Raw genomic sequence first — 24,091 nt, 5'->3', positions numbered from 1 at the left:
GGAAAAGGCCGGGCGGCCGGACTCACGGGGGAGGAGTCCGGCCGCCCGGTGGGAGGCCCTGACGGGGGGTGGGCCTCCGGAGACCGGCCGGCCGGAGCGACGGGGGTGCGGCCCGGCCGGCCGGGGTGTGCGGCGCCTCGGCCCGGTTCAGGCCTTGGCGAGTTCCTTCTCACTGCCCGGCTCGGACGCCTCGGCGCCGTCGCCCCGGCCGGCGCCGTGGTCGTGGCCGTGGTCGTCCAGCAGCGTGCTCTCGTCGAACGGGGCGCGGCCGGCCAGCACCTCGGCGACCCGCTCCTTGTCGATCTCCTTCGTCCAGGTGCCGATCAGCACGGTGGCGATCGCGTTGCCGGCGAAGTTCGTCAGCGCGCGGGCCTCGCTCATGAAGCGGTCGATGCCGACGATCAGGCCGATGCCGTCCACGAGGGCGGGCTTGTGCGACTGCAGACCGCCGGCCAGGGTCGCGAGGCCGGCGCCGGTGACACCGGCGGCGCCCTTCGAGGCGACCAGCAGGAACAGCAGCAGCGGGATCTGCTCGCCGACCGACATCGGCGTACCCATGGCGTCGGCGATGAACAGCGAGGCCATGGTCATGTAGATCATGGTGCCGTCGAGGTTGAAGGAGTAGCCGGTCGGGACGGTGATGCCGACCACCGGCTTGCTGACGCCCAGGTGCTCCATCTTCGCGATGAGCCGCGGCAGCGCGGACTCGGAGGAGGAGGTGGACAGGATCAGCAGGAACTCACGGCCCAGGTACTTGAACAGGGTCCACACGTTCAGGCCGGCGACGATCTTCAGCATCGCGCCGAGCACCACGAAGATGAACAGCACACAGGTGACGTAGAAGCCGAGCATCAGCACGGCGAGGCTCTTGAGCGCGTCCAGGCCGGCCGAGCCGGTGACCGCGGCCATCGCGCCGAACGCGCCGACCGGGGCCGCCCACATGATCATGGCGAGGACGCGGAAGACCAGCCGCTGGATGTGCTCGATGCCACGCAGGATCGGCTGCCCCGCGTTGCCCATGGCCTGCAGGGCGAAGCCGCTCAGCAGGGCGATCAGCAGGGTCTGCAGCACCTCGCCCTGGGTGAACGCGGACACGATGGTCGTCGGGATGATGCCGAGCAGGAACTCGGTGGTGTCCTTCGCCTCCGCGTCGACCTGTGCGTGGCCGGTCTCCTTGACCGCGTCGGTGATCGCGAGGCCGGTGCCCGGCTCCAGGATGTTGCCGACGACCAGGCCGATGGCGAGCGCCACCACCGACATGACCATGAAGTAGCCGAGGGCGATGCCGCCCACCGCGCCGACCTTGGCGGCCTTCCGCACGGACCCGATGCCCAGCACGATGGTGCAGAAGATGATCGGCGAGATCATCATCTTGATCAGGTTCACGAAGCCGGTTCCGATCGGCTTCAGCTCGACCGCGAAGTCCGGCGCGATCAGGCCGACGGCGATGCCGAGGGCGACCGCGATGATCACCGCGATGTAGAGATAGTGCGTGCGGTCCCGCTTGGCCTCGGGTGCGGCTGGTGCCGTATCGGCGGTGCTGGTCACGGCGGCCCTCCTTGACGTCGTCGTCGGCATCACCGGCGTGCGGCTCACGTCCGGGGGATGGTTCGGGGGAACGCGGTGACTATGTCGCGCCCTGTGAGTGCGGTCACCCTTCCGTTCATTTAGTTCACCGCGACGGCGCGAGGCAGACTGGCTGGATGCGCCTCCCCCTCCCCCGGCCCCGCAGTCTCGCGGGACAGCTCTTCGCCATGCAGGCCGTGCTGATCACGGTCGTCGTGGCGGGGTACGCGCTGGCCACCTATCTCAGCCACCGCAGCGAGGCCGAGGAGGCCGCGGGACGGCAGGCCGCCTCGGTGGCCCGCTCCGTCGCCGACTCGCCGTCGGTGCGGGAGGCGATCCGCTCGACCGACCCGTCGGCGCGGCTCCAGCCGTACGCGGTGGCGGTGGTGCGCGACACCGACGTGGACTTCGTCACGATCATGGATCCGCGGGGCATCCGCTGGACCCACCCCGACCCGGCCCAGATCGGCCTGCCCTTCCAGGGGCACACCGGCCCGGCGCTTCAGGGGCGCACCTTCACCGAGACCTACACCGGCACGCTCGGCCCGTCCGTGCGGGCCGTGACGCCGGTGCGGGACGGCGACCGGATCGTCGGCCTGGTCAGCGCGGGCATACGGGTCGAGGAGATCGGCCGGCGGGTGCAGGAGCAGCTCGCCGCGCTGCTGGCGGTCGCGGCGGGCGCGCTCGGGCTCGGCGCGATCGGCACGTACGTGATCAACGCGCGGCTGCGCCGGCACACGCACGGGATGAACGCGACCGAGCTGAGCCACATGCACGACTACCATCAGGCCGCGCTGCACGCCGTGCGCGAGGGACTGCTGATGCTGGACGGGCAGTTCCGGGTGGCGCTGATCAACGACGGCGGCCGGGAGCTGCTCGGGGTGGACCAGGAGGAGGACGTGGTGGGCCGGTCGGTCGCGGAGCTGGGTCTGCCGGCCCCGCTGACGGGTGCGCTGCTCGCCTCCGAACCCCGGGTCGACGAGGTGCACCTCACGGCCGACCGGGTGCTGGTGGTGAACACCTCACCGGTCACCGGCGGCCAGCGGCGCGGCTCGGTGGTGACCCTGCGGGACGTCACCGAGCTGCAGTCGCTGATGGGCGAGCTGGACTCGGAGCGGGGCTTCACGCAGGCGCTGCGCTCCCAGGCGCACGAGGCGGCCAACCGGCTGCACACCGTGGTGTCGCTGATCGAGCTGGGCCGGGCCGAGGAGGCCGTGGAGTTCGCCACCGCCGAGCTGGAGCTGGCGCAGGCCCTCACCGACCAGGTGATGGCGGCGGTGAGCGAGCCGGTCCTTGCGGCACTGCTGCTGGGCAAGACCGCGCAGGCCAACGAGCGGGGCGTGGAGCTGGTGGTGTCGCCGGACAGCCGCCTGGACGACGGTCTGCTCCCGGGGGCGCTGCCCTCCCGCGACCTGGTGACCATCCTCGGCAACCTGATCGACAACGCGGTGGACGCGGCGCAGGGCGGGGTCCGGCCGCGGGTGACGGTGACGGCGCTGACCGAGGAGGACGGCTCGGAGCTGGTCCTGCGGGTCGGCGACACCGGGCCGGGCGTCGACCCGGACCGCGCCGAGGAGCTGTTCCGGCTCGGCTACACGACCAAGCCGTCCGGCCCCGGCGGCCGAGGCCTGGGCCTCGCCCTGGTCCGGCAGGCGGCGTCCCGGCACGGCGGCACCCTCGCGGTGACCTCCGGCGAGGACGGCGGCGCCGTGTTCGACGTGCGGATCCCGCTGCGGGAGACGGCCGGTGCGGTCGTGAACGGCGCGGGCGGTGCCGTGTGACCGGGCAGCCGATCAGGGTGCTGGTCGTCGAGGACGACCCGGTGGCCGCCGACGCGCACGTGATGTACGTGGGGCGGGTGCCCGGATTCGTCGCCGTCGGCAAGGCGCACACCGGGGCGGAGGCCCGCCGGGCGCTCGACCGCACCCGCGTCGACCTGCTGCTTCTCGACCTGCACCTGCCGGACGTGCACGGGCTGCAGCTGGCCCGCACGCTACGGGCGGCCGGCCATCACGCCGACGTGATCGCGGTGACCTCCGCGCGGGACCTCGCGGTGGTGCGGGAGGGGGTGTCGCTCGGCGTCGTGCAGTACGTGCTGAAGCCGTTCACCTTCGCGACGCTCCGCGACCGGCTGTTCCGGTACGCCGAGTTCCGCGCCTCGGCCGGAGAGGCGAGCGGCCAGGACGAGGTCGACCGCGCGCTGGCGACCCTGCGCGCCCCCGGCCCGGCCGCCCTCCCGAAGGGCCTCAGCGGCCCCACCCTGGAACGCGTCTCAACGGCCCTGCGCGACGCCCCCGACGGCCTCACCGCCACGGGCGTCGCGGAGGCGGTCGGCATCTCCCGCATCACGGCCCGCCGCTACCTGGAACACCTGGTCGACGCCGGCTGCGCGGGCCGCCGGCCCCAGTACGGGACGGTGGGGCGGCCGGAGCTGCAGTACCGGTGGGTGCCGGGCCACTGACGCGGGCCGTCACACCGCCCGCGCGCACCGCGCGACCCGCGAGGCGAGCCCGGCCACGGTGAGCGCCTCCGGCACGGACAGCGCGACCATCGGCCCCCCGAACTTCTTCGTCCCGTTCATGCTGCTGCTCAGCCCGGACCTGATGCCGGCGTCGGTGAGCGTCAACGACTTCTTCGGCAACCGCGGGATGGTGGCGTACGACCGGCTCGCCGCGTTCTCCATCGTCTGCTCGACGCCGGTGATCCTGCTGTACGTGCTGCTCTCCCGACGGCTGGGGTCGGGGTTCGCGCCGGGTGGTGCGGTGAAGGGGTGACCGGCGGATTCGCGCCGCGCGCGGGGACGCGGGCGGAGGGGCGCACGGGGCGCGGGGTTCGCACGGGGGTGCGAGGGGCGGGCGTCCGTTCCGTCCGGCTCGTGCGCGGGCCGAGGGCGTGCGAAGACGCATATGCCCACTGAGCTTGCCGTTTCGCCCTACGGAGCACCTCGCTCCGCGACCGGCCCGGCCCTCCCGCCGAAACGCGACCGGCCGGTAGCCGTACCTTCCTACGATCCGTGTTCCTGGCCGAACAGACCGTAGTCACCTCCGGCGGGCGGGCCTAGCTTGTGGGCCGTGCGCCGACCTCCCCCTCGCAGCGACCGCCATCCGCCCCCGCCGTTCAACGCCCCCGCCGCCCGGCGGCTGCGCGCCGCGCTGGGGCTGGGCCCGGACCATGTGGCCCACGCCCTGCGCGCCTCCTACGACCTGCCGTACGTCACGCCGGCCCTCGTCGCCGCGTGGGAGCACGGCAGCGCCTCGCCGTCCCACCCCGAACTCACCGCTCTCGCGGGCGTGCTGTGGTGTTCCCCGGGCGAACTCATAGGCCGGCCGCGCACCTTGCGGGAGCACAGGATGGCCCGCGGCCTGGCCCCGGAGGACGTCGCCCACACCGTGGGGCACGAACTCCAGGTCTATCTTCGGATGGAGGAGACGGGCCGGTGGCGCGGCACCGAGCGCCAGACGGCCGCCCTGACCCGGGTGCGGGGTCTGTCCCTGGCCGACGTCCTCACCGTCACCGGCCGTGAGGAGCGCCTCGCGGAGCTGCTGCGCGACGCGGTGACCACGCGCTGGCAGGCGTACGTCCGGCCGGTGTCGAAGATCGCCCCGCTGGAGCGGCGTGTCCTGGAGGAGGTGCTGCACCGGCTGCACCGGGACTACCAGGGCCACATGGCCGCCACGCTCAGCTGGGGCGGCGGCCCCGCCGACGCGTCCGACCCGGGCCGCGACTTCCTGACCCACGTCGTCGACCACTTCTGGACGGCGGTCTCGGCGGAAGGCGGCTGACCTCCACCGGCCCGGGCTCCCGCGAGAAGCGCCCTCCCACGGACCGTCCCGTGGGAGGGACCACACGGTCGCACGGAGGCGCGCCGCTGGACGCGCCGACACCGTCGGCCCCCTCGGCGGGTCCTGCGCCTGCGCGCCCGGTCGCTCGCAGCGACTGATCACCTGTGGACGGCAAAGGACCGTCCCGCACGGGACTGCCGCTTTCCCGGCCCGCCGTCCCGCAGGGCGCGTACCGAAGGCTCCGGCCCCGGTCGCCGACCGGCCCGCGGCCGGGTCGCACTCGCCCCGCGGGACGAGGAGACCGGTCTAGAAGACCGACTCCGCCTCGTCCATGCGGTCCTTCGGGACCGTCTTCAGTTCCGTGACCGCCTCCGCCAGCGGCACCATCACGATGTCCGTGCCGCGCAGGGCGGTCATCCTGCCGAAGTCGCCCCGGTGGGCGGCCTCCACCGCGTGCCAGCCGAAGCGGGTGGCGAGGACGCGGTCGTACGCGGTCGGCACGCCGCCGCGCTGGACGTGGCCGAGAATGACCGGCTTGGCCTCCTTGCCGAGGCGCCGCTCCAGCTCGTACGCCAGGGCCGTGCCGATGCCCTGGAAGCGCTCGTGGCCGAACTTGTCGATCTCGCCCTTGCCGTAGTCCATGGTGCCCTCGGCCGGGTGGGCGCCCTCGGCGACGCAGATCACCGCGAACTTCTTGCCCCGGTCGAAGCGCTCCTCGACCATCTTGACCAGCTGGGCCGGGTCGAAGGGGCGCTCGGGCAGGCAGATGCCGTGGGCGCCGGCCGCCATGCCGGACTCCAGGGCGATCCAGCCCGCGTGCCGGCCCATGACCTCGACGACCATCACCCGCTGGTGCGACTCGGCGGTGGTCTTCAGGCGGTCCATCGCCTCGGTGGCGACGCCGACGGCCGTGTCGAAGCCGAAGGTGCGGTCCGTGGAGGAGATGTCGTTGTCGATCGTCTTGGGGACGCCGACCACCGGCAGACCGGCGTCGGACAGCATGCGGGCCGCTGTCAGCGTGCCCTCGCCGCCGATCGGGATGAGCGCGTCGATGCCGAACTCGTGGATCATGTCCGAGGCGTTCTCGCAGGCCTCGCGCAGCCGGTCGCGCTCCAGCCGGGAGGAACCCAGTATGGTCCCGCCGCGCGCCAGGATGCCGCTGACCGCGTTGAGGTCCAGCGTCCGGTAGCGGCCGTCCAGCAGGCCGGAGTAGCCGTCCTCGAAGCCGATGACCTCGTCGCCGTAGTTGTCCACCGCCCGGTGCACGACCGACCGGATCACTGCGTTCAGTCCAGGGCAGTCGCCGCCTGCGGTGAGGACTCCTATACGCATCGTGCTGTGTCTCCTGGTCGCTGTCGATACCGGTGAGCCACTGCCGATTGTTTCATGTCCCCCGGAGCACCGCCGACGCCCCGATGCGCGGGCGTCCTAGCCAGCGCCGCAGGTATTGTCAAGAGGGATCCGCTCACCTGTGTGGGCGGTTTCGAGGCCCCGCCGTCGCCCTCGCGGCCCCCGACGAAGCCCCTCGACGAAACGGAGAGCGCGCGTGACCCGCAGCGTGTACGTGACCGGAATCGACCGCGGCGACGGCCGCCAGGTCGTCGAGCTCGGGGTCATGGAGCTGCTGACCCGGCAGGTCGACCGGGTGGGCGTGTTCCGCCCCCTGGTGCACGACGGGCCCGACCGCCTCTTCGAACTGCTGCGCGCCCGCTACCGGCTCTCCCAGGACCCCGGGACCGTCTACGGCATGGACTACGCCGAGGCCTCCGCGCTCCAGGCCGAGCGCGGCACGGACGAGCTGGTGTCCACCCTGGTCGACCGGTTCCACCTGGTGGCCCGTGACTACGACGTGGTGCTGGTGCTGGGCACCGACTACGCGGACACGCAGTTCCCGGACGAGCTGTCCCTGAACGCCCGCCTCGCCAACGAGTTCGGCGCCTCGGTCATCCCCGTCGTCGGCGGAGGCCGGCAGACCGCCGAGTCCGTGCGCGCGGAGACCCGCAACGCCTACCGCGCCTACGACACGCTCGGCTGCGACGTACTGGCGGTGGTGGTCAACCGGGTCGCGCGCGAGGACCGGGACGAGATCGCCGAGCGGCTCGCCACCCGGCTGCCCGTGCCCTGTTACGTGCTGCCCGACGAGCCCGCGCTGTCCGCGCCCACGGTGTCCCAGATCGCCCACACCCTGAGGGCGAAGGTGGTGCTCGGCGACGACTCCGGGCTCGCCCGCGACGCCCTGGACTTCGTCTTCGGCGGTGCGATGCTCCCCAACTTCCTCGCCGCGCTGACCCCTGGCTGCCTGGTGGTGACCCCGGGCGACCGGGCCGACCTGGTGGTGGGCGCGCTGGCCGCGCACAGCGCCGGCACCCCGCCGATAGCCGGGGTGCTGCTGACCCTGGACGAGGTGCCCGGCGAGCGCATCCTCACCCTCGCCGACCGGCTGGCGCCGGGTACGCCGGTGCTCTCGGTGCCGAGCAACAGCTTCCCCACCGCCGAGCAGCTGTTCTCCCTGGAGGGCAAGCTGAACGCGGGCACCCCGCGCAAGGCGGAGCGGGCGCTCGGCCTGTTCGAGCGGTACACCGACACCGCCGAGCTCACCCGCGAGGTGTCCGCGCCCAGCAGCGACCGCGTCACCCCGATGATGTTCGAGCACAAGCTGCTGGAGCAGGCCCGCTCCGACCTGCGCCGGGTGGTGCTCCCGGAGGGCACCGAGGAGCGGGTGCTGCACGCGGCGGAGGTGCTGCTGCGCCGGGGCGTGTGCGAGCTGACGCTGCTCGGCGACGTCGACCAGATCCGCAAGAAGGGCGCCGACCTGGGCGTCGACCTGGGCGACACCCAGCTGATCGACCCGGCCACGTCGGAGCTGCGCGACGCCTTCGCGGAGAAGTACGCGGCGCTGCGCGCCCACCGGGGCGTCACCGTGGAGCTGGCGTACGACGTGGTGTCCGACGTGAACTACTTCGGCACGCTGATGGTCGAGGAGGGCCTCGCCGACGGCATGGTGTCCGGCTCGGTGCACTCCACGGCGGCGACCATCCGTCCGGCCTTCGAGATCATCAAGACCCGCCCCGACGCGGACATCGTCTCCTCGGTGTTCTTCATGTGCCTGGCCGACAAGGTGCTGGTGTACGGCGACTGCGCCGTCAACCCGGACCCGGACGCCGAGCAGCTCGCCGACATCGCGGTGCAGTCGGCGGTCACGGCGGCGCGGTTCGGGGTGGAGCCGCGGATCGCGATGCTGTCGTACTCGACGGGCACGTCCGGGTCCGGCGCCGACGTGGACAAGGTGCGCCGGGCGACCGAGCTGGTCCGCGAGCGCCGGCCCGACCTGAGCATCGAGGGGCCGATCCAGTACGACGCCGCCGTGGAGCCGTCGGTGGCGGCGACCAAGCTGCCGGACTCGGAGGTGGCGGGGCAGGCGACCGTGCTGATCTTCCCCGACCTGAACACCGGCAACAACACCTACAAGGCCGTGCAGCGCTCGGCCGGCGCGATCGCCGTCGGCCCGGTCCTCCAGGGCCTGCGCAAGCCGGTCAACGACCTGTCCCGGGGCGCCCTGGTGCAGGACATCGTCAACACCGTCGCGATCACCGCCATCCAGGCGCAGTCCCCGGCCCCGAGCGAGAAGGCAGCCGCCCAGTGAGTTCCGTCCGCCCGTCTCCCGCCACCACCCCGTCCGACGAGTCTCGCTCGACCCCTCCAGCTCGTGTCCTCGTCCTCAACTCCGGCTCCTCGTCGGTGAAGTACCAGCTGCTGGACATGAGCGACAGCAGCCGGCTGGCGTCCGGTCTCGTGGAGCGGATCGGCGAACGCACCTCCCTGGTGCGCCACACCCCGCTGGTGTCCGGCGGGGAGACCCGGGAGCGCACCGGCCCGGTCGCCGACCACGACGCCGCACTGAAGGCGATGGCCGAGGAGCTGGCGGCGGACGGGCTGGGCCTGGACTCCCCCGAGCTGCTGGCGATCGGCCACCGGGTGGTGCACGGCGGCAAGTACTTCACCGAGCCGACGGTGATCGACGAACGGGTGCTCTCCGAGATCGAGCGGCTGATCCCGGTGGCGCCGCTGCACAACCCGGCCAACCTCACCGGCATCCGCACGGCGACGGCGCTGCGCCCGGACCTGCCGCAGGTCGCCGTCTTCGACACCGCGTTCCACACGACGATGCCGGAGTCGGCGGCGCGCTACGCGATCGACGTGGAGACCGCCGACGCGCACCGGGTGCGCCGCTACGGCTTCCACGGCACTTCGCACGCTTACGTCTCCCGGGCGACGGCGCGGCTGCTGGGAAAGGCGCCCGAGGAGGTGAACGTGATCGTGCTGCACCTCGGCAACGGGGCGTCCGCCTCGGCCGTGCGGGCGGGCCGCTGCGTGGACACCTCCATGGGACTCACCCCCTTGGAGGGGCTCGTGATGGGTACGCGGTCCGGTGACATGGACCCGGCCGTGATCTTCCATTTGATGCGCGTCGGCGGAATGTCCGCCGACGAGGTCGACGCCCTCCTGAACAAGAGGAGCGGGCTGGTCGGGCTGTGCGGGGACAACGACATGCGGGAGATCCGGCGTCGTATCTCCGAGGGCGACGAACGGGCGAAGCTCGCCTTCGACATCTACATTCACCGGTTGAGGAAGTACATCGGCGCCTATTACGCCGTTCTCGGACGGGTGGACGCGGTGGCCTTCACCGCCGGTGTCGGCGAGAACTCCGCCGAGGTGCGCGAGGCCGCCGTGGCGGGCCTGGAGGGGCTCGGCCTGGCGGTCGACGGCGAGCGCAACGCGGTGCGCGGCGGCGGGGCACGGCTGGTCTCGCCCGAGGGGGCTCGGATCGCGGTCGCCGTGGTACCCACGGACGAGGAAATGGAGATCGCACAGCAGACATACGCACTGGTCGGAAAGGACAACTGAGCAGCGGGAACCTCATGTGTACATTCCGCCAGACGGAATATTCCGGAGCGAAACAAACCGATAGGATCGCCCCATGCGCCGTTCGAAAATCGTCTGTACTCTCGGCCCCGCGGTCGACTCCCATGAGCAGCTCGTCGCTCTGATCGAAGCCGGCATGAACGTGGCCCGCTTCAACTTCAGCCACGGCTCGCACGCCGAGCACCAGGGCCGGTACGACCGGGTCAGGGCCGCCGCCAAGGAGACGGGCAGGGCCGTCGGCGTCCTCGCCGACCTCCAGGGCCCCAAGATCCGCCTGGAGACCTTCGCCGAGGGCCCCGTCGAGCTGGTGCGCGGTGACGAGTTCACCATCACCACCGAGGACGTCGCCGGTGACAAGACGATCTGCGGGACCACCTACAAGGGCCTCCCGGGCGACGTCTCCCGCGGCGACCAGATCCTGATCAACGACGGCAACGTCGAGCTGAAGGTCCTGGACGTCGAGGGCACCCGGGTCAAGACGATCGTCATCGAGGGCGGCGTCATCTCCGACCACAAGGGCATCAACCTGCCCGGCACGGCCGTGAACGTGCCCGCGCTGTCCGAGAAGGACGTCGAGGACCTGCGGTTCGCCCTGCGGATGGGCTGCGACCTGGTCGCCCTGTCCTTCGTCCGGGACGCGAAGGACGTCGCCGACGTCCACCGCGTGATGGACGAGGAGGGCCGCCGCGTCCCCGTCATCGCCAAGGTGGAGAAGCCGCAGGCGGTGGAGAACATGGAGGACGTCGTGATGGCGTTCGACGGCGTGATGGTCGCGCGTGGCGACCTGGCCGTCGAGTACCCGCTCGAGAAGGTCCCCATGGTGCAGAAGCGCCTGATCGAGCTGTGCCGGCGCAACGCCAAGCCGGTGATCGTGGCGACCCAGATGATGGAGTCGATGATCACCAACTCCCGTCCGACCCGCGCCGAGGCCTCCGACGTGGCCAACGCGATCCTGGACGGCGCGGATGCGGTCATGCTGTCGGCGGAGTCCTCGGTCGGCGCGTACCCGGTCGAGACGGTCCGGACGATGTCGAAGATCGTCCAGGCGGCCGAGCAGGAGCTGCTGTCCAAGGGCCTGCAGCCGCTGGTGCCGGGCAAGAAGCCGCGCACGCAGGGTGGTTCGGTGGCCCGCGCGGCCTGTGAGATCGCCGACTTCCTCGGCGGCAAGGGCCTGGTGGCCTTCACGCAGTCCGGCGACACGGCCCGCCGGCTGTGCCGTTACCGTGTCGCGCAGCCGATCCTGGCGTTCACCACGGACGAGTCGACCCGCAACCAGCTCACGCTGAGCTGGGGCGTGGAGCCGCACGTGGTGCCGTTCGTGAACAGCACCGACGAGATGGTCGCGCTGGTGGAGCAGGAACTGGTCCGCCTGAGCCGCTTCAACGACGGCGACATCATGGTGATCACCGCCGGCTCCCCGCCCGGCGTCCCCGGCACCACCAACATGGTCCGCGTCCACCACCTGGGCGAGGCGACCGCCTGACCCGGCACCCGGTGGCCACCCGAGGGCGCCCCCTGCTCCTGCAGGAGGCGCCCTCCTCTTTCACTCCGTGCGGTCCGCCTCCGGGGTCAGAGCCCGGCTGCCGCCTCCAGGAGGCCGTGGGCCAGTGCGTCGAAGTTCTCCCGGTAGAAGCCCGTGCTGATGTGGAAGGGCTCCTCCGTGAACGCCCCGCCCCGGACCAGGAACATGGTGGGCACAGAGGTCAGCGCGCTGTGCACCATGTGCAGTTCCCCGACCGTGAACCGGAAGTCCGCGGATTCCACGTGCGGTCCGGCGAGGCGGTCCGTCAGCCTTCCGGCTGTCTCCCGGTCCGCGCCGACCAGCAGGGCCAGTTCCGTGTCGCCCAGTTCCCGTTCCCGGACATGGCTCAGCGCCTCGTACATCGCCGATGCCTGGGAAGGCGCCAGCCTGGCCACCAGGGCGTCGCCGTCACGGGTGAGTCTGAGCTGCGTTCTCACAGGCGTCTCCTCCCCGTGTCACTTGTTGGCCGCGTAGCGGCCGCTGCCATGGAACTTCTGGGAACGGCCGAAAAAGGACGGTGCCCCACGGGGCGGTAGCCCGCGGGGCACCGTCTCCGGCGGCTCCCGGAGAGACCCGAAGGGTCAGTCGGTGACGTACTGGTGGAGTCCCGGTATGTGCAGGGTGCCGCCGAACTGGCCCGCCTGCTGGACCGTGACCTTGGTGAAGTAGATCAGCGGGATGTTCAGCGGCGGCGGGTTCTCCGGGTCGAACGTCACCGGGATCAGGCCCAGCAGGTTGCCGGAGATGCTCTCGGTGTACATCACGGTGTCGCCGTCGCGGATGGTCGACGTCGAGCCCTTGGCGGCCTGGACGTGGTACGTCTTGCCGGACTGCTCGTCCTTGACCGTCTGGTGCAGGTCGCCGATGTCGGTGCCGTCGGAGATGACGTACTTCAGCACCTTCTTCTTGGTGCCGTTCGCGGTCCGCACCTCGACGATGCCCTTGTAGTCGGCGCCCTTCAGCAGCAGCGAGCTGGCGTTCAGATACCACGGGTCGTCGGGGAGCGGGACGTTGTTGTCGACCCCGCCCTCGGCGTCGGTGGCGACCGGGCAGTCCTCCAGGTCCATGCCGGAGGACTCGGAAGGGCTGGGCGAGGCGGTGGCCTCGGGCTCCTTCGTCTCCTCCTGCTCCGGCTCCTCGGTCTGCTCCGTGGCGTCCTCCGCCGCGTCGGCGGCCTTCTCACCGGCGTCGCCGGCGGTCTCGGCGGCCTTCTCCGCGGGCTTCTGCGCGGTCTCCTCGCCCGCGTCCGGCTCCCCGGCGGGGGCGGACGACGACGCGGAGGCGGACGGGCTGGGGCTCGGGGTCTCCTCCGCCTTCTCGCCGGGCGTGAAGACGTCCTTGATGGCGTCCCCGACCTGCTCCAGCAGGTTCTTGTCGGTCTCCGACGGGGACGGGGCGGGCTCGGTGTCCGCCGCCTGTCCGCCCGCGGTCGCGGAGGGCGTGGGCGTCGGCTCGGCCTCGTCGTCGGAACCTGAATCCGGCGAAGAGTCCGATCCCTTGCCCGCGTCCTCGTCCGGGGCCTCCTGGGCGGGAGCCGAGCCGGTCGGGTCCGCCGAGGGCTCCTCGTCGTCCTCGGAGGCGCTCTCGCTCGCGGTGGCGGAGGGCGTGGGCGACGCGCTCGCGTCGCCCTTCTCCGCCTGCTCGATGGCCTCCAGGCACTCCTTGAACTCGTCGGCCGTGAGATTCCTCGACGACGGCTGGTCGTCGGCCTGGGCGAGCGTCGGGGTGAAGCCCATCCCCATCAGGACCGCGGTCGGCATCGCCGCTATGGCTATCGCCTTCCCGGCGGGCATGTGGAACCTGGTGAACAGCGGCTTCTTGGGTGCCGCGTGTCGCGGCCCGGTTCTCACACGGGACGCCTCCACATCAGCCCCGTGGGTCACCTCGTCAGCCGGCACTGTGCCTCCCGTTCGCCCCGTTCGCCGGGCTCGTTCCTGACAGATCGTTCGGCTCACCCGTCGCCGCGGCGCCCTCTGCGGGGCCGGAGACCGTGGATTCGGGGAAGGCGCCCTCGGGTGCGCCGCCGTGCACGCCCTCGTCCGCCCTCAGCTCCTGCTCGGGCGGCTCGCCCGGCACCCACGACACGGCCATCGCCCCGCCCACGAGGGCGAAGAGGAAGCCGATGAGGAAGCCGCCGAGGTTGGACACGGGGATGGACACCAACGCCAGCAGAATCGCCGCGACACCCGCGAACACGCGGATGTGCTTCTGGAACCAGAGGCTGACGCCGAGGACGACGAGCAGCACGCCGATGATCAGGGACCCGGCGCCCGCGGTGGTCGCCATGGCCAGGGTCAGGTGACCGATCTGCAGGTTCGCGTACGGGAAGTAGGCGATGGGGAGTCCGCCGATGATGATGAACAGACCGGCCCAGAAGGGCCGCTGGCCACGCCAGGCGCGGAACTGCAGCCGACGGCGAATGAACTGGCCGGAGGCGGCAGGAGTCTCGGCGCTCATGGAAAACAGCTCCCTGGATGGCGTTGCTGTGGTGGTGATGTGCGCCGCGCGTGAAAGCGCGGTGGGAAGGTGGACGGGCGGGGGCGCCACCGGCTCCCCCGCCCGTCAGCGAGTGCTTAGTAGCACTCCTTGACGCCCGTCGAGAGCGACATCTTCAGGCCGCTGAGCTTGAAGGTTCCGGCGGTGGTCGCCCACGCCGTCTGCTTCACGTCCTTCAGCACGGCCTTGTCGGCCTGCTGCGCGAACCCGAAGGGGTTGGCCTGCTCGCCGCCGCCCTTCATGCCCGGACCCTTGTTGGCGTCCTTGGCGGCAACACCGATGTCGATGTTCGTGAACGTCGCATCGGCGTTCAGGTCGGCGACGTCGATGTACAGGTTCTTGGCCTCGACCGGCTGAGCGCCGTCACCGGCACGCAGGATCAGGCTGACGTTCCCGAGCACCGGAATGTTCGGGGTCACGACCGACTGGCACAGGCTCTTGATGGTCGCCGACTTGAACGCCGACACCGCGACGGGGTGAGCCGTCTTCTTGCCGTCGAGGGTGTAACCCTCGTCCAGAGCGCCGTACTGCGAGAAGCCCTCGCCGACGAGCTCCTTCGTGGTCACCTTGAACGACTGGCCGGAAACGCTGAACGACGCCGCGAGGGCGCCCTGCGCGAGAGCGACACCTATGCACGCCGTGGCGGCCACGCTGGGCACCATGACCACAGCGAACCGCTTCCATCTGGTCCCGCCACGCACCTGGGACTCCATATTTCCTCCTTCTCGGACGTACATCTCCTGTCCTGGCTCGCCGCCTTGAACGGCGGCCGAGTCGGGCAGGGATGGGAGAAGTGCTACGTCCTCGGGAAGGAGAGCGCCCGCATTCGGCGACGCGAGGTACGCGCCCGAATCACCGGCGATCACCCCCGAGCGACAACCACTGGTCGCGCCTGACACGCATCACGCACAACCCTGCTGGACAGGCTTCGCCTGACGGGCGAAGACCCCCCTGTCCAAGGAGCGACGTCATTGCCGGCGCTCCTGCTCGGTGGGGACCCAGGAGTTCCCGCGGCCCGACCGGCTGTCGGGGTACGGGTGATGGACCGAGCGTGGCCGATCGTGGTGCATTCTCGCCGCCCGCACAAGGGGGTTCGTTACTGGCTAGTAACGGCACGATAACCGCGGGACGACCCGGCGGACCCGAGCGGCGACGCTGGGTGCACCGATGGGGGTGTACAAAACTATTGATCCGTGGACATAAGCCGACAGATCAACTCGCTTGACTTACTTGAAGTAACAGCGGCCGCGATTACCAAGATTTGGCAAAGCGCGGCCGCTTCGTCCTCTGTCGGCCAGCCGGCACCTCGTGCCCCGTCCGTCGCCGTAACGGGCGAAAGCGGCAGAACGGGCTCCGGGACCCGGGGAGTTAGAACAGCGCGCGGGCCAGGGCCCGGCGCGCGGTCACCACGGCCGGGTGGTCAGCGCCGACCACGTCGAACAGCTCCAGCAGCCGCACGCGCGCGGTCTCCCGGTCGTCGCCCGCCGTGCGGGCCACGGTGTCGACCAGTCGCCCGAAGGCGTCCTCGACATGACCGCCCGCCAGGTCCAGGTCGGCGGCGGCGATCTGCGCCTGCACGTCACCCGGCCTCCCGGCGGCGTCCTTGCGCACCTGCTGCGGGTCCATGTCCCGCACGCGGCGCAGCAGTTCGGCCTGGGCGAGGCCCAGCTTCGCCTCGGGGTGGGCCGGGTCCTCGGCGAGCACGTTCTTGTAGGCCTGGACGGCGCCGTCCAGGTCGTTGCCGTCCAGCGCGCGGGCGGCCGCCTCCAGGAGGGCGTCGTACGGGCCGACAGGGGCCTCGTCGGCCGCCGGGGCGCCGCCCGGCTCGGCCTCCGGGTCGACGGTCAGGCCGGTCAGACCGAAGCGCTCCTCGGCGACCTGCACCAACTGGTCCAGGGTCTGACGGATCTGCGCCTCGCCCGCGGCGCCCTGGAAGAGCGGGAGGGCCTGTCCGGCCACCACCGCGAAGACGGCGGGGATGCCCTGGATGCCGAACTGCTGCATCAGCATCTGGTTGGCGTCGACGTCGATCTTGGCGAGGAGGAAACGGCCGTTGTATTCGACGGCGAGCCGCTCCAGGACGGGACTCAGCTGCTTGCAGGGCTCGCACCACTCGGCCCAGAAGTCGATGACGACCGGGACCTCGGTGGAACGCTGCAGGACGTCGCGTTCAAAACCGGCCTCGTCGACGTCGATGACGAGATCGGCGGGCGAGACGGCGCCGGTGCCGCCCGTACGGGCCGCCTCGGCGCGCGCCTGCTCCGCCTTCGCCTTGGCCTCCTGGGCCGCCTTCACCGCGGCGAGGTCGACGACTCCGCTCATGGACATGTTCCGTGGCTGCATGCGTCTATCCTCCCCCGTACTCCGCGTGAGTGTGAAAAGCGCCCAGGAAAACCCAGGCGTACGTGTGGTGCTGCTGCGCCTGGTCCCCACCCGGCGCGGTGGTCGTCGCTCGGGCACGTCAGGTGCTCACGTGCTTTCGCTACGAGTCGTAGCGTAATGGCAGGAGCCCGGTGCGCGGTGCCGCTTCCCGGTGATCTCCCTCACGACCGCACGGAATCCGCCGGTTATGGTCGTGCCATGCAGCGCCGCCATCCAGCCAGTCGCACCGGGCGTCCCCGCAGCGCCGCGGCCGACACAGCGATCCTCGCCGCGACCCGGCAGGCGCTGGTGGACCTGGGGTGGTCCAAGCTCACGCTCTCGGACGTCGCGGTGCGCGCCGGGGTGGCCAAGACGACGCTGTACCGGCGCTGGGCCGGCAAGAACGAGCTCGTCGTGGACGCCGTCGCCGAGCTCTTCGACGAGCTGACACTGCCGGACCGCGGCTCGCTGGCCGCCGACATCGAGGGCGTGGTGCTGCAGTTCGCCGCGATCCTGGCCCGCCCGGAGGCCCGCAGCGGGCTGATGGCGGTGGTCGCCGAGGCCACCCGCGACGAGGCGCTGCGCGAGCGGATCCGCGCCTCGATCGTCGACCGGCAGAAGCGCCTGGTGATCGCGGGCCGCGCCCGCGCCCAGGAACGGGGCGAACTCCCCCCGGAGTCCGACGCGGAGCGCTCGGCCCGCGCGGTCGACCTGATCTTCGACATGGTGGCGGGTTCGGTGGTGCACCGGACCCTGGTCAGCAACCAGCCGGCCGACGCGGAGTGGGTGCACGGGCTGACCCGGGTGCTGCTGTCAGGGCTGGCGGCGAGCGCGCGCTGAGCCCCGGGGAGAACGGGTCACGGTCGGCCGATACCCGCCTGTCACCCCGCGGTCACCCGCTGCGATGACCGTGGCCGCTCCCGGGGGCGTCACCCTGGCACCCCGCTCCCGCATGGAGATCGCCCGCTTCCTCGAGGGCCTCGAGCCCGTCGGGCCAGGGGTGGTCCGGGGTGGTCCGGCTGACCGACCGGCACCCGGACCCCGCGGTCGGGGAGACCGTCGACGAGCACGCGGTCGCCTCCCGGTACGGGGCGGTCGCCCGCTAGCCGTGAACGCGCCGCGCCCCGGCAGGCGCGGGGCCTGCCGGGGCGGTGCGGTTCGTCCGACGGGGCGGGCGTCGGTGTCCGGGCGGGTCAGAAGCCGGCGGGCTCCGTGTAGACGCCCCACTCGTCGCGCAGGGCGTCGCAGATCTCGCCCAGCGTCGCCTCCGCGCGTACGGCGTCGAGCATCGGCTCGATCATGTTCGCGCCGGAGCGGGCCGCCTCGACCATCGCGTCGAGCGCGCCGCGCACCTCCGCGTCGTCGCGGGCGCTCCTGCGCTCGCCGAGCAGCCGTACCTGCTCGCGCTCCACCTCGTGGCTGACCCGGAGGATCTCCAGGTCGCCGGTCACCGAGCCGGTGTGGGCGTTGACTCCGACGACCCTCTTGTCGCCCTTCTCCAGCGCCTGCTGGTAGCGGAACGCCGACTCGGCGATCTCGCCGGTGAACCAGCCGTCCTCGATGCCGCGCAGGATGCCGGAGGTGATGGGCCCGATGGGGTGCTTGCCGTCGGGGTGGGCGCGCAGGCCGCGCTCCTTGATCTGCTCGAAGATCTTCTCGGCGTCCGCCTCGATGCGGTCGGTGAGCTGCTCCACGTACCAGGAACCGCCCAGCGGGTCGGCGACGTTGGCGACGCCGGTCTCCTCCATCAGCACCTGCTGGGTGCGCAGGGCGATCTCGGCGGCCTGCTCGCTGGGCAGCGCGAGGGTCTCGTCGAGGGCGTTGGTGTGCAGCGAGTTGGTCCCGCCGAGCACCGCGGCGAGCGCCTCGACGGCGGTGCGGACGACGTTGTTGTACGGCTGCTGCGCGGTGAGCGAGACGCCGGCGGTCTGGGTGTGGAACCGCAGCCACTGCGCCTTCTCGCTCCCGGCGCCGTAGACGTCCCGCATCCAGCGCGCCCAGATGCGGCGCGCGGCGCGGAACTTGGCGATCTCCTCGAAGAAGTCGACGTGCGCGTCGAAGAAGAAGGACAGCCCCGGCGCGAAGACGTCCACGTCGAGGCCGCGGCTGAGGCCCAGCTCGACGTACCCGAAGCCGTCGGCGAGCGTGTACGCCAGCTCCTGCGCGGCCGTCGAGCCCGCCTCGCGGATGTGGTAGCCGGAGACCGACAGCGGCTTGTACGCGGGGATGCGCGCGCTGGTGTACTCCATCAGGTCGCCGATGAGTCGCAGGTGCGGCTCGGGCTGGAAGAGCCACTCCTTCTGGGCGATGTACTCCTTGAAGATGTCCGTCTGCAGCGTGCCGTTGAGCACGCCCGGGTCGACGCCCTGGCGCTCGGCGGCCACGAGGTACATGCAGAAGACGGGCACGGCGGGCCCGCTGATGGTCATCGAGGTGGTGACGTCACCGAGCGGGATGTCCTTGAACAGGACCTCCATGTCGGCCGCCGAGTCGATGGCCACCCCGCAGTGCCCGACCTCGCCCAGCGAGCGCGGGTCGTCGGAGTCGCGGCCCATGAGCGTCGGCATGTCGAAGGCGACGGACAGACCGCCTCCGCCGTTGCCGAGGATCATCTTGTACCGCTCGTTGGTCTGCTCGGCGTTCCCGAACCCGGCGAACTGCCGGATGGTCCACGTCCGCCCCCGGTAGCCGGTCGGATACAGCCCGCGGGTGAACGGGTACTCCCCCGGCCAGCCGATCCGCTCGAACCCGTCGTAGCGGTCCCCGGGCCGCGGCCCGTACACCGGCTCCACGGGGTCCCCGGAGAGCGTGGTGAAGTCTGCGTCGCGCTTGCGCGCGGCGTCGTACCGGGCCTGCCAGCGACGGCGGCCCTCCTCGATGGCGTCAGCGTCCATACCCTCGAATTTACTAGGACGTCCAAGTAAATGTCGATGGGAGACCGCCGTACGCTCGTCCGTACGGCGGTGCGACGCGGGGCGTCAGGCCTTGGCGACGGCCGGCTCCGGGCCCTCCGTCAGGGGCTCCACCTGCTGTGTCACCTTGCGCTCGACGAAGAAGGCGGCGAAGGGGATCGTCCCGGACAGCAGCACCCACAGCAGCTTGCCGAACGACCACCTGGCCTTGGAGCCGAGGTCGAACGCGAAGATCAGATAGATGATGTACAGGAAGCCGTGAGCCTGGGAGACGACGAACGTGATGTCCTCGCCCTTGCCGAAGCCGTACTTGAACACCATGCAGGTTGACAGCACGAGCAGCATGACAGCGGTCACGTAGGCCATGACCCGGTAGCGGGTCAGCACGCTCTTCTTCATAGGATCGAGCGTAACGGCACGTTCCGGGCGATCTTCCGCAGGGTCACCCCTCCTCGAAGTCCCCCGCCGCCACGCGCAGGGGCCGGAGGATGGCGAAGAGTTCCGAGCACTCCTCCGCGTCGTACGCGCTCAGGCCGAAGTCCATCGCCATCAGGTCCCGGGTCGCCGACTCGACCACCTCGCGGCCCTTGTCCGTGATGGACGCCAGGGTGCCGCGGCCGTCGTTGGGGTTGGGGCGCTTGGAGACCAGCCCGGACCTCACCAGCCGGTCCACGGTGTTGGTCACCGACGTCGGATGCACCATCAACCGCTCGCCGATCTTGGACATCGGCAGCTCGCCGGACTTGGAGAAGGTCAGCAGGACCAGCGCCTCGTACCGTGCGAACGTGAGCCCGTAGGGCTTGACCACCGCGTCGACCTCGGCCAGCAGGATCTGATGGGCCCGCATGACCGAGGTGATGGCGGCCATCGCCGGCACGTTTCCCCAGCGCTGCTTCCAGAGCTCGTCGGCACGGGCGATGGGATCGAACGAGAGACTGAGCGGTTTGGGCACGGACCAGACCCTACCGGCGGGTCAGATGCCGGTCAGCCCTGTCTCGCCCTTCGGTCCGCGAGGCGGACGGGAGACAGGGCCGGCGGCGCCCCGTCAGCCGGCCAGGTGCCGCTCGACGGTCTCCACCTTCGACGTCAGCCCGTCCTCCACGCCCGGGCGGATGTCCGCCTTGAGAACGAGGGAGACGCGCGGCGCGCGGGCCTCCACGGCGGCCACGGCGCGCTTCACCACGTCCATGATCTCGTCCCACTCGCCCTCGACCGACGTGAACATCGCGTCGGTGCGGTTCGGCAGCCCGGACTCGCGGACCACCCGTACGGCGTCGGCGACGTACTCCCCCACGTCCTCGCCGACGCCCAGCGGCGTCACGGAGAAGGCGACGATCACGCGTTCACCACCCCTTCGTTGCGGGCGCGGGACGCGATCACCGCGTCCTCGGCCTCACGCTTCAGCCGCCGCTCGGCGAAGAAGCCGCCGGCCGGCAGCACCGACATCACGAAGTAGAAGGCGGCGGTCCCGAGCGACCACTTCGCCCGGTTCCAGGCGTCGGCCCAGAAAATGACGTAGAGGACGAAGAGGATGCCGTGGACCGGGCCCAAGACCGGGACGGCGTTGAACTCGGTGGTCCGCTTCAGAACCGCGCAGACGAGCAGCAGCAGGAACGAGATCGCTTCGGGGCCCGAGACCAGGCGGAGGCGGCGGAGTGCGGAGGCGGTCTTGATGTCCACGGGTCACCTTCGGAAGGGAGAGACGTCGGCGTCGACGATGCTGTCGGCTTGTGAACGCGCGCACAAGCGTAGCCATTGTGGCAAACTCCGTGGGCGATCACCGCAGGGGGTCGGGGCCGTATCAGGGTGCGACTCCTCCCTCAGGATCTGGGCGCGGCGCAAAAGGGCCGCTACCGTCGCACACGTGGCGATGTTCCGACTTCAGAGCAGCAAGGTTCTCGCCGTCGACATGACCGGGGACGCCGTCAAGGCGAAGAACGGCTCCATGGTCGCGTACGACGGGCAGATGGCCTTCAAGAAGCTCACAGGCGGCGGTGAGGGCATCCGGGGGATGGTGACCCGGCGGCTCACGGGCGAGCAGATGACGCTCATGGAGGTGAAGGGGCACGGCACCTGTTTCTTCGCCGACCGGGCCTCCGAGATCAACCTGGTGACCCTGAACGGGGAGAAGCTGTACGTCGAGTCCAGCAACCTGCTGGCGACCGACGGCGGCCTGCGCACGGGGACCACGTTCACGGGCCTGCGCGGCGCCTCCCAGGGCAACGGGCTGTTCACGACCACGGTCGAGGGCCACGGCCAGGCGGCCATCATGTCGGACGGTCCCGCCGTGCTGCTGCGGGTGAGCCCGCAGTACCCGCTGACCGTCGACCCGGGCGCGTACGTCGCGCACCAGGGGAACCTGCGGCAGTCCTTCCAGTCCGGCGTGACGTTCCGCACGTTCATGGGCGAGGGCGGCGGCGAGGCCTTCCAGATCCGCTTCGAGGGCGACGGGGTGGTCCACGTCCAGCCCAGTGAGCGCAACTCGATCGCGGGGGACGTCTGACATGGGCTTCCGGGAGATCAACACCAAGATCGTCGAGGCGACCGTCGCGCCCGGTCAGCGGCTGTTCAGCCAGCGCGGCGCGATGCTCGCGTACCGGGGCGAGGTGAGCTTCACCCCGAACCTGCGCGGCGGCCAGGGCGGGGTGATGTCGATGATCGGCCGGCGTGTGGCGAACGAGGACACGCCCCTGATGACCGTGGAGGGCAGCGGCACGGTGCTGTTCGGGCACGGCGGCCACCACGTCCAGGTGATCCACCTCTCCGGGGACACCCTGTACGTCGAGGCGGACCGGCTGCTGGCGTTCGAGGGGACGCTCGAGCAGGGCACGGTGTTCCTCGGTTCCCAGGGCGGGGTGATGGGGATGGTCCGGGGCCAGGTCTCCGGTCAGGGCCTGTTCACCACCACGCTCAAGGGACACGGGGCGGTCGCCGTGATGGCGCACGGCGGGGTGATCGAGGTGCCGATCACGCCCCAGCGTCCGGTGCACGTCGACCCGCAGGCGTACGTCGCCCACCACGGCGACGTACGCAACAAGCTCTCGACGGCGCTCGGCTGGCGGGACATGGTGGGACGCGGCTCCGGGGAGGCCTTCCAGCTGGAGCTGAGCGGCAGCGGCGCGGTCTACGTCCAGGCCTCGGAGGAGAAGCTGTGAGCACGTACGGAACGCCGGGCGCCGGGGCCGCGGCCTTCGACCCCATGACGCTGCCGTCCGACGACAGCGTCAACGACTACACCTTCTGCGTGGAGCTCAAGGGCACCCAGTGGTTCATGCAGAAGGGGAAGATGATCGCCTACTACGGCGCCATCGAGTTCAACGGCATCGGGCACGGGCGACTCGACCGACTTGTCCGGAAGGCGTTTCATTCGCCACTGCACGCGAGCGACTGGGTCGTGGCGGAGGGCTCGGGCAAGATGCTGCTCGCCGACCGGGCCTTCGACGTCAATTCGTACGACTTGGACGACGGCAATCTGACCATTCGCTCGGGCAACTTGCTCGCTTTTCAGCCAAGTCTGTCGCTGAAGCAGTCGATCGTGCCAGGTTTTCTGACACTGATCGGAACCGGAAAGTTCGTGGCGGCGTCCAACGGACCGGTGGTGTTCATGGAACCGCCGATCAGGGTCGACCCGCAGGCGCTGGTCGGCTGGGCGGACTGCCCGTCACCGTGCCACCACTACGACCACGGCTACATGACCGGCCTCCTGGGCGGTCTACGTGCGATGACGGGCCTGGGCGGGGCGTCCGGCGAGGAGCACCAGTTCGAGTTCGTCGGCGCCGGCACGGTGCTGCTGCAGTCGTCCGAGGCCTTGATGACGGAGCAGGCCACGGGGGCGCCTCCGCAGCAGCCCGGGGTGCCCGGCGGGGGCGGACCGGGCGGGGCCGGACCTGGCGCAGGCGGACCGCGCCTTCCCGGACAGCTGGGAGACCTCCAGCGTCGCTTCGGGCTGTGAGCGGTAATGTGCGGGGTGTGACATCGAACGCCTGCACGTGGTGTCACACGGAAGCCCTATTAGTTCGCCTTTCAACTTCCTTAGGTAGACTTCATTCATGGAGACCGAGACGGCCACCCGCTGGCTGACCAATGCGGAGCAGTGCGCCTGGCGCACCCACCTGGAGGTCAACAAGCTGCTGACCTACCAGCTCGAGAAGGATCTGCAGCCGTTCGGCCTGACAATGAACGACTACGAGATCCTGGTGAACCTGTCCGAGTCGGAGGACCGGCGGATGCGGATGAGCGACCTCGCCTCCGCCACGATGCAGTCCAAGAGCCGGCTCTCCCACCAGATCACCCGGATGGAGAACGCCCACCTGGTCCGCCGGGAGAACTGCGAGTCGGACCGCCGCGGCCTCTACGCGGTTCTCACCGACCACGGCATGGAGACGATGCAGAAGGTCGCCCCGCACCACGTGGCGTCGGTGCGCCGGCACTTCATCGACCTGCTCTCCCCCGAGGCCCTGATCGAGCTCGACAAGGCCCTCAAGCCCATCGCGGAGCACCTGCGGGGGCAGCGGGGACGACTCTGACGT

At 70.9% G+C, this 24,091-nt stretch carries 23 protein-coding genes and 1 pseudogene; 12 read left to right on the top strand and 12 right to left on the bottom strand.

The window, feature by feature from the left end; all coding sequences use genetic code 11:
• Positions 1-147 precede the first annotated feature (147 nt).
• Positions 148-1,548, bottom strand: coding sequence for a cation:dicarboxylase symporter family transporter (locus MTR79_RS06500; RefSeq protein WP_189364153.1), 1,401 nt, complete (start codon positions 1,546-1,548; stop codon positions 148-150).
• 155 nt (positions 1,549-1,703) lie between these two features.
• Between MTR79_RS06500 and MTR79_RS06495 the strand changes: the two genes are divergently transcribed.
• The 4 genes and pseudogenes from MTR79_RS06495 to MTR79_RS06480 all read left to right on the top strand — a co-directional run bounded on the left by MTR79_RS06495 (position 1,704) and on the right by MTR79_RS06480 (position 5,348).
• Positions 1,704-3,347 carry a sensor histidine kinase gene (locus MTR79_RS06495; RefSeq protein ID WP_086702123.1) on the top strand — a complete coding sequence of 548 codons (1,644 nt, stop codon included), beginning with the start codon at positions 1,704-1,706 and terminating at the stop codon, positions 3,345-3,347.
• A complete protein-coding gene (locus MTR79_RS06490; protein WP_244789524.1) occupies positions 3,344-4,027 on the top strand; it encodes a response regulator in 684 nt (227 codons plus the stop codon). The genes MTR79_RS06495 and MTR79_RS06490 overlap by 4 nt, the downstream gene beginning before the upstream one ends.
• Positions 4,028-4,127: 100 nt before the next feature.
• Positions 4,128-4,340: pseudogene (locus MTR79_RS06485) on the top strand (carbohydrate ABC transporter permease); the annotation flags it as partial.
• A 288-nt stretch (positions 4,341-4,628) separates the two neighbouring features.
• Entirely contained in the window at positions 4,629-5,348 is a 720-nt protein-coding gene (locus tag MTR79_RS06480) for an XRE family transcriptional regulator (protein WP_244789523.1), read from the top strand.
• 306 nt (positions 5,349-5,654) lie between these two features.
• Here the strand turns inward: MTR79_RS06480 and MTR79_RS06475 are convergent, their stop codons facing one another.
• Positions 5,655-6,680 (bottom strand): ATP-dependent 6-phosphofructokinase, encoded by a 1,026-nt coding sequence (locus MTR79_RS06475; RefSeq protein WP_033275475.1) that lies wholly within the window; start codon positions 6,678-6,680, stop codon positions 5,655-5,657.
• A 214-nt stretch (positions 6,681-6,894) separates the two neighbouring features.
• Here MTR79_RS06475 and pta point away from each other — a divergent pair, with 214 nt between their 5' ends.
• The 3 genes from pta to pyk all read left to right on the top strand — a co-directional run bounded on the left by pta (position 6,895) and on the right by pyk (position 11,754).
• Positions 6,895-8,991 (top strand): phosphate acetyltransferase, encoded by a 2,097-nt coding sequence (gene pta, locus MTR79_RS06470; protein ID WP_244789522.1) that lies wholly within the window; start codon positions 6,895-6,897, stop codon positions 8,989-8,991.
• Complete coding sequence (locus MTR79_RS06465; RefSeq protein ID WP_280518305.1) at positions 8,988-10,253, top strand: acetate kinase; 1,266 nt, start codon at positions 8,988-8,990, stop codon at positions 10,251-10,253. Before pta ends, MTR79_RS06465 begins: the two co-directional genes overlap by 4 nt.
• A 73-nt stretch (positions 10,254-10,326) precedes the next feature.
• Entirely contained in the window at positions 10,327-11,754 is a 1,428-nt protein-coding gene (gene pyk, locus MTR79_RS06460) for a pyruvate kinase (RefSeq protein WP_048459264.1), read from the top strand.
• 86 nt (positions 11,755-11,840) lie between these two features.
• Here the strand turns inward: pyk and MTR79_RS06455 are convergent, their stop codons facing one another.
• The 5 genes from MTR79_RS06455 to MTR79_RS06435 all read right to left on the bottom strand — a co-directional run bounded on the left by MTR79_RS06455 (position 11,841) and on the right by MTR79_RS06435 (position 16,632).
• Complete coding sequence (locus MTR79_RS06455) at positions 11,841-12,230, bottom strand: hypothetical protein (protein WP_244789521.1); 390 nt, start codon at positions 12,228-12,230, stop codon at positions 11,841-11,843.
• 144 nt (positions 12,231-12,374) lie between these two features.
• Entirely contained in the window at positions 12,375-13,691 is a 1,317-nt protein-coding gene (locus MTR79_RS06450) for a hypothetical protein (protein WP_244789520.1), read from the bottom strand.
• A complete protein-coding gene (locus MTR79_RS06445) occupies positions 13,681-14,250 on the bottom strand; it encodes a DUF6114 domain-containing protein (protein WP_086698758.1) in 570 nt (189 codons plus the stop codon). Before MTR79_RS06445 ends, MTR79_RS06450 begins: the two co-directional genes overlap by 11 nt.
• A 116-nt stretch (positions 14,251-14,366) precedes the next feature.
• Entirely contained in the window at positions 14,367-15,002 is a 636-nt protein-coding gene (locus tag MTR79_RS06440) for a DUF6230 family protein (protein WP_244789519.1), read from the bottom strand.
• A gap of 655 nt (positions 15,003-15,657) precedes the next feature.
• On the bottom strand, positions 15,658-16,632 hold the full coding sequence (locus tag MTR79_RS06435) for a tetratricopeptide repeat protein (protein ID WP_244789518.1): 975 nt from the start codon (positions 16,630-16,632) through the stop codon (positions 15,658-15,660).
• Between the two features lie 237 nt (positions 16,633-16,869).
• Here MTR79_RS06435 and MTR79_RS06430 point away from each other — a divergent pair, with 237 nt between their 5' ends.
• Positions 16,870-17,490, top strand: coding sequence for a TetR/AcrR family transcriptional regulator (locus MTR79_RS06430; RefSeq protein ID WP_048459258.1), 621 nt, complete (start codon positions 16,870-16,872; stop codon positions 17,488-17,490).
• A gap of 353 nt (positions 17,491-17,843) precedes the next feature.
• Here the strand turns inward: MTR79_RS06430 and MTR79_RS06425 are convergent, their stop codons facing one another.
• From MTR79_RS06425 to MTR79_RS06405, 5 genes are all read right to left on the bottom strand, one after another.
• Positions 17,844-19,544 carry a methylmalonyl-CoA mutase family protein gene (locus MTR79_RS06425; protein ID WP_086698764.1) on the bottom strand — a complete coding sequence of 567 codons (1,701 nt, stop codon included), beginning with the start codon at positions 19,542-19,544 and terminating at the stop codon, positions 17,844-17,846.
• 84 nt (positions 19,545-19,628) lie between these two features.
• Positions 19,629-19,961: a DUF3817 domain-containing protein gene (locus tag MTR79_RS06420; protein ID WP_086698766.1), complete on the bottom strand. Its 333-nt coding sequence runs from the start codon at positions 19,959-19,961 to the stop codon at positions 19,629-19,631.
• Positions 19,962-20,004: 43 nt separating this feature from the next.
• Positions 20,005-20,514: a MarR family transcriptional regulator gene (locus MTR79_RS06415; protein ID WP_244789517.1), complete on the bottom strand. Its 510-nt coding sequence runs from the start codon at positions 20,512-20,514 to the stop codon at positions 20,005-20,007.
• Positions 20,515-20,607: 93 nt separating this feature from the next.
• Positions 20,608-20,901: an MTH1187 family thiamine-binding protein gene (locus MTR79_RS06410; RefSeq protein WP_244789516.1), complete on the bottom strand. Its 294-nt coding sequence runs from the start codon at positions 20,899-20,901 to the stop codon at positions 20,608-20,610.
• Positions 20,898-21,242 (bottom strand): DUF3817 domain-containing protein, encoded by a 345-nt coding sequence (locus MTR79_RS06405; protein WP_086698770.1) that lies wholly within the window; start codon positions 21,240-21,242, stop codon positions 20,898-20,900. The genes MTR79_RS06410 and MTR79_RS06405 overlap by 4 nt, the downstream gene beginning before the upstream one ends.
• Positions 21,243-21,432: 190 nt before the next feature.
• Between MTR79_RS06405 and MTR79_RS06400 the strand changes: the two genes are divergently transcribed.
• The 4 genes from MTR79_RS06400 (at position 21,433) to MTR79_RS06385 (ending at position 24,088) form a co-directional block, all read left to right on the top strand.
• On the top strand, positions 21,433-22,065 hold the full coding sequence (locus tag MTR79_RS06400) for an AIM24 family protein (RefSeq protein WP_244793075.1): 633 nt from the start codon (positions 21,433-21,435) through the stop codon (positions 22,063-22,065).
• A 1-nt stretch (position 22,066) separates the two neighbouring features.
• Complete coding sequence (locus tag MTR79_RS06395) at positions 22,067-22,717, top strand: AIM24 family protein (RefSeq protein ID WP_086698771.1); 651 nt, start codon at positions 22,067-22,069, stop codon at positions 22,715-22,717.
• Positions 22,714-23,514: an AIM24 family protein gene (locus tag MTR79_RS06390; RefSeq protein WP_048459251.1), complete on the top strand. Its 801-nt coding sequence runs from the start codon at positions 22,714-22,716 to the stop codon at positions 23,512-23,514. The genes MTR79_RS06395 and MTR79_RS06390 overlap by 4 nt, the downstream gene beginning before the upstream one ends.
• 97 nt (positions 23,515-23,611) lie before the next feature.
• Positions 23,612-24,088, top strand: a complete 477-nt coding sequence (locus MTR79_RS06385) for a MarR family transcriptional regulator (RefSeq protein WP_006130189.1) — start codon at positions 23,612-23,614, stop codon at positions 24,086-24,088.
• The last annotated feature ends 3 nt before the right edge of the window (positions 24,089-24,091 follow it).

This window comes from Streptomyces sp. BJ20, assembly GCF_022869105.1.
Classification (GTDB): Bacteria; Actinomycetota; Actinomycetes; order Streptomycetales; family Streptomycetaceae; genus Streptomyces; species Streptomyces griseoincarnatus.
The sequence above is the reverse complement of the archived record's forward strand: the minus strand, read 5'-3'. Positions and strand labels throughout refer to the sequence as shown.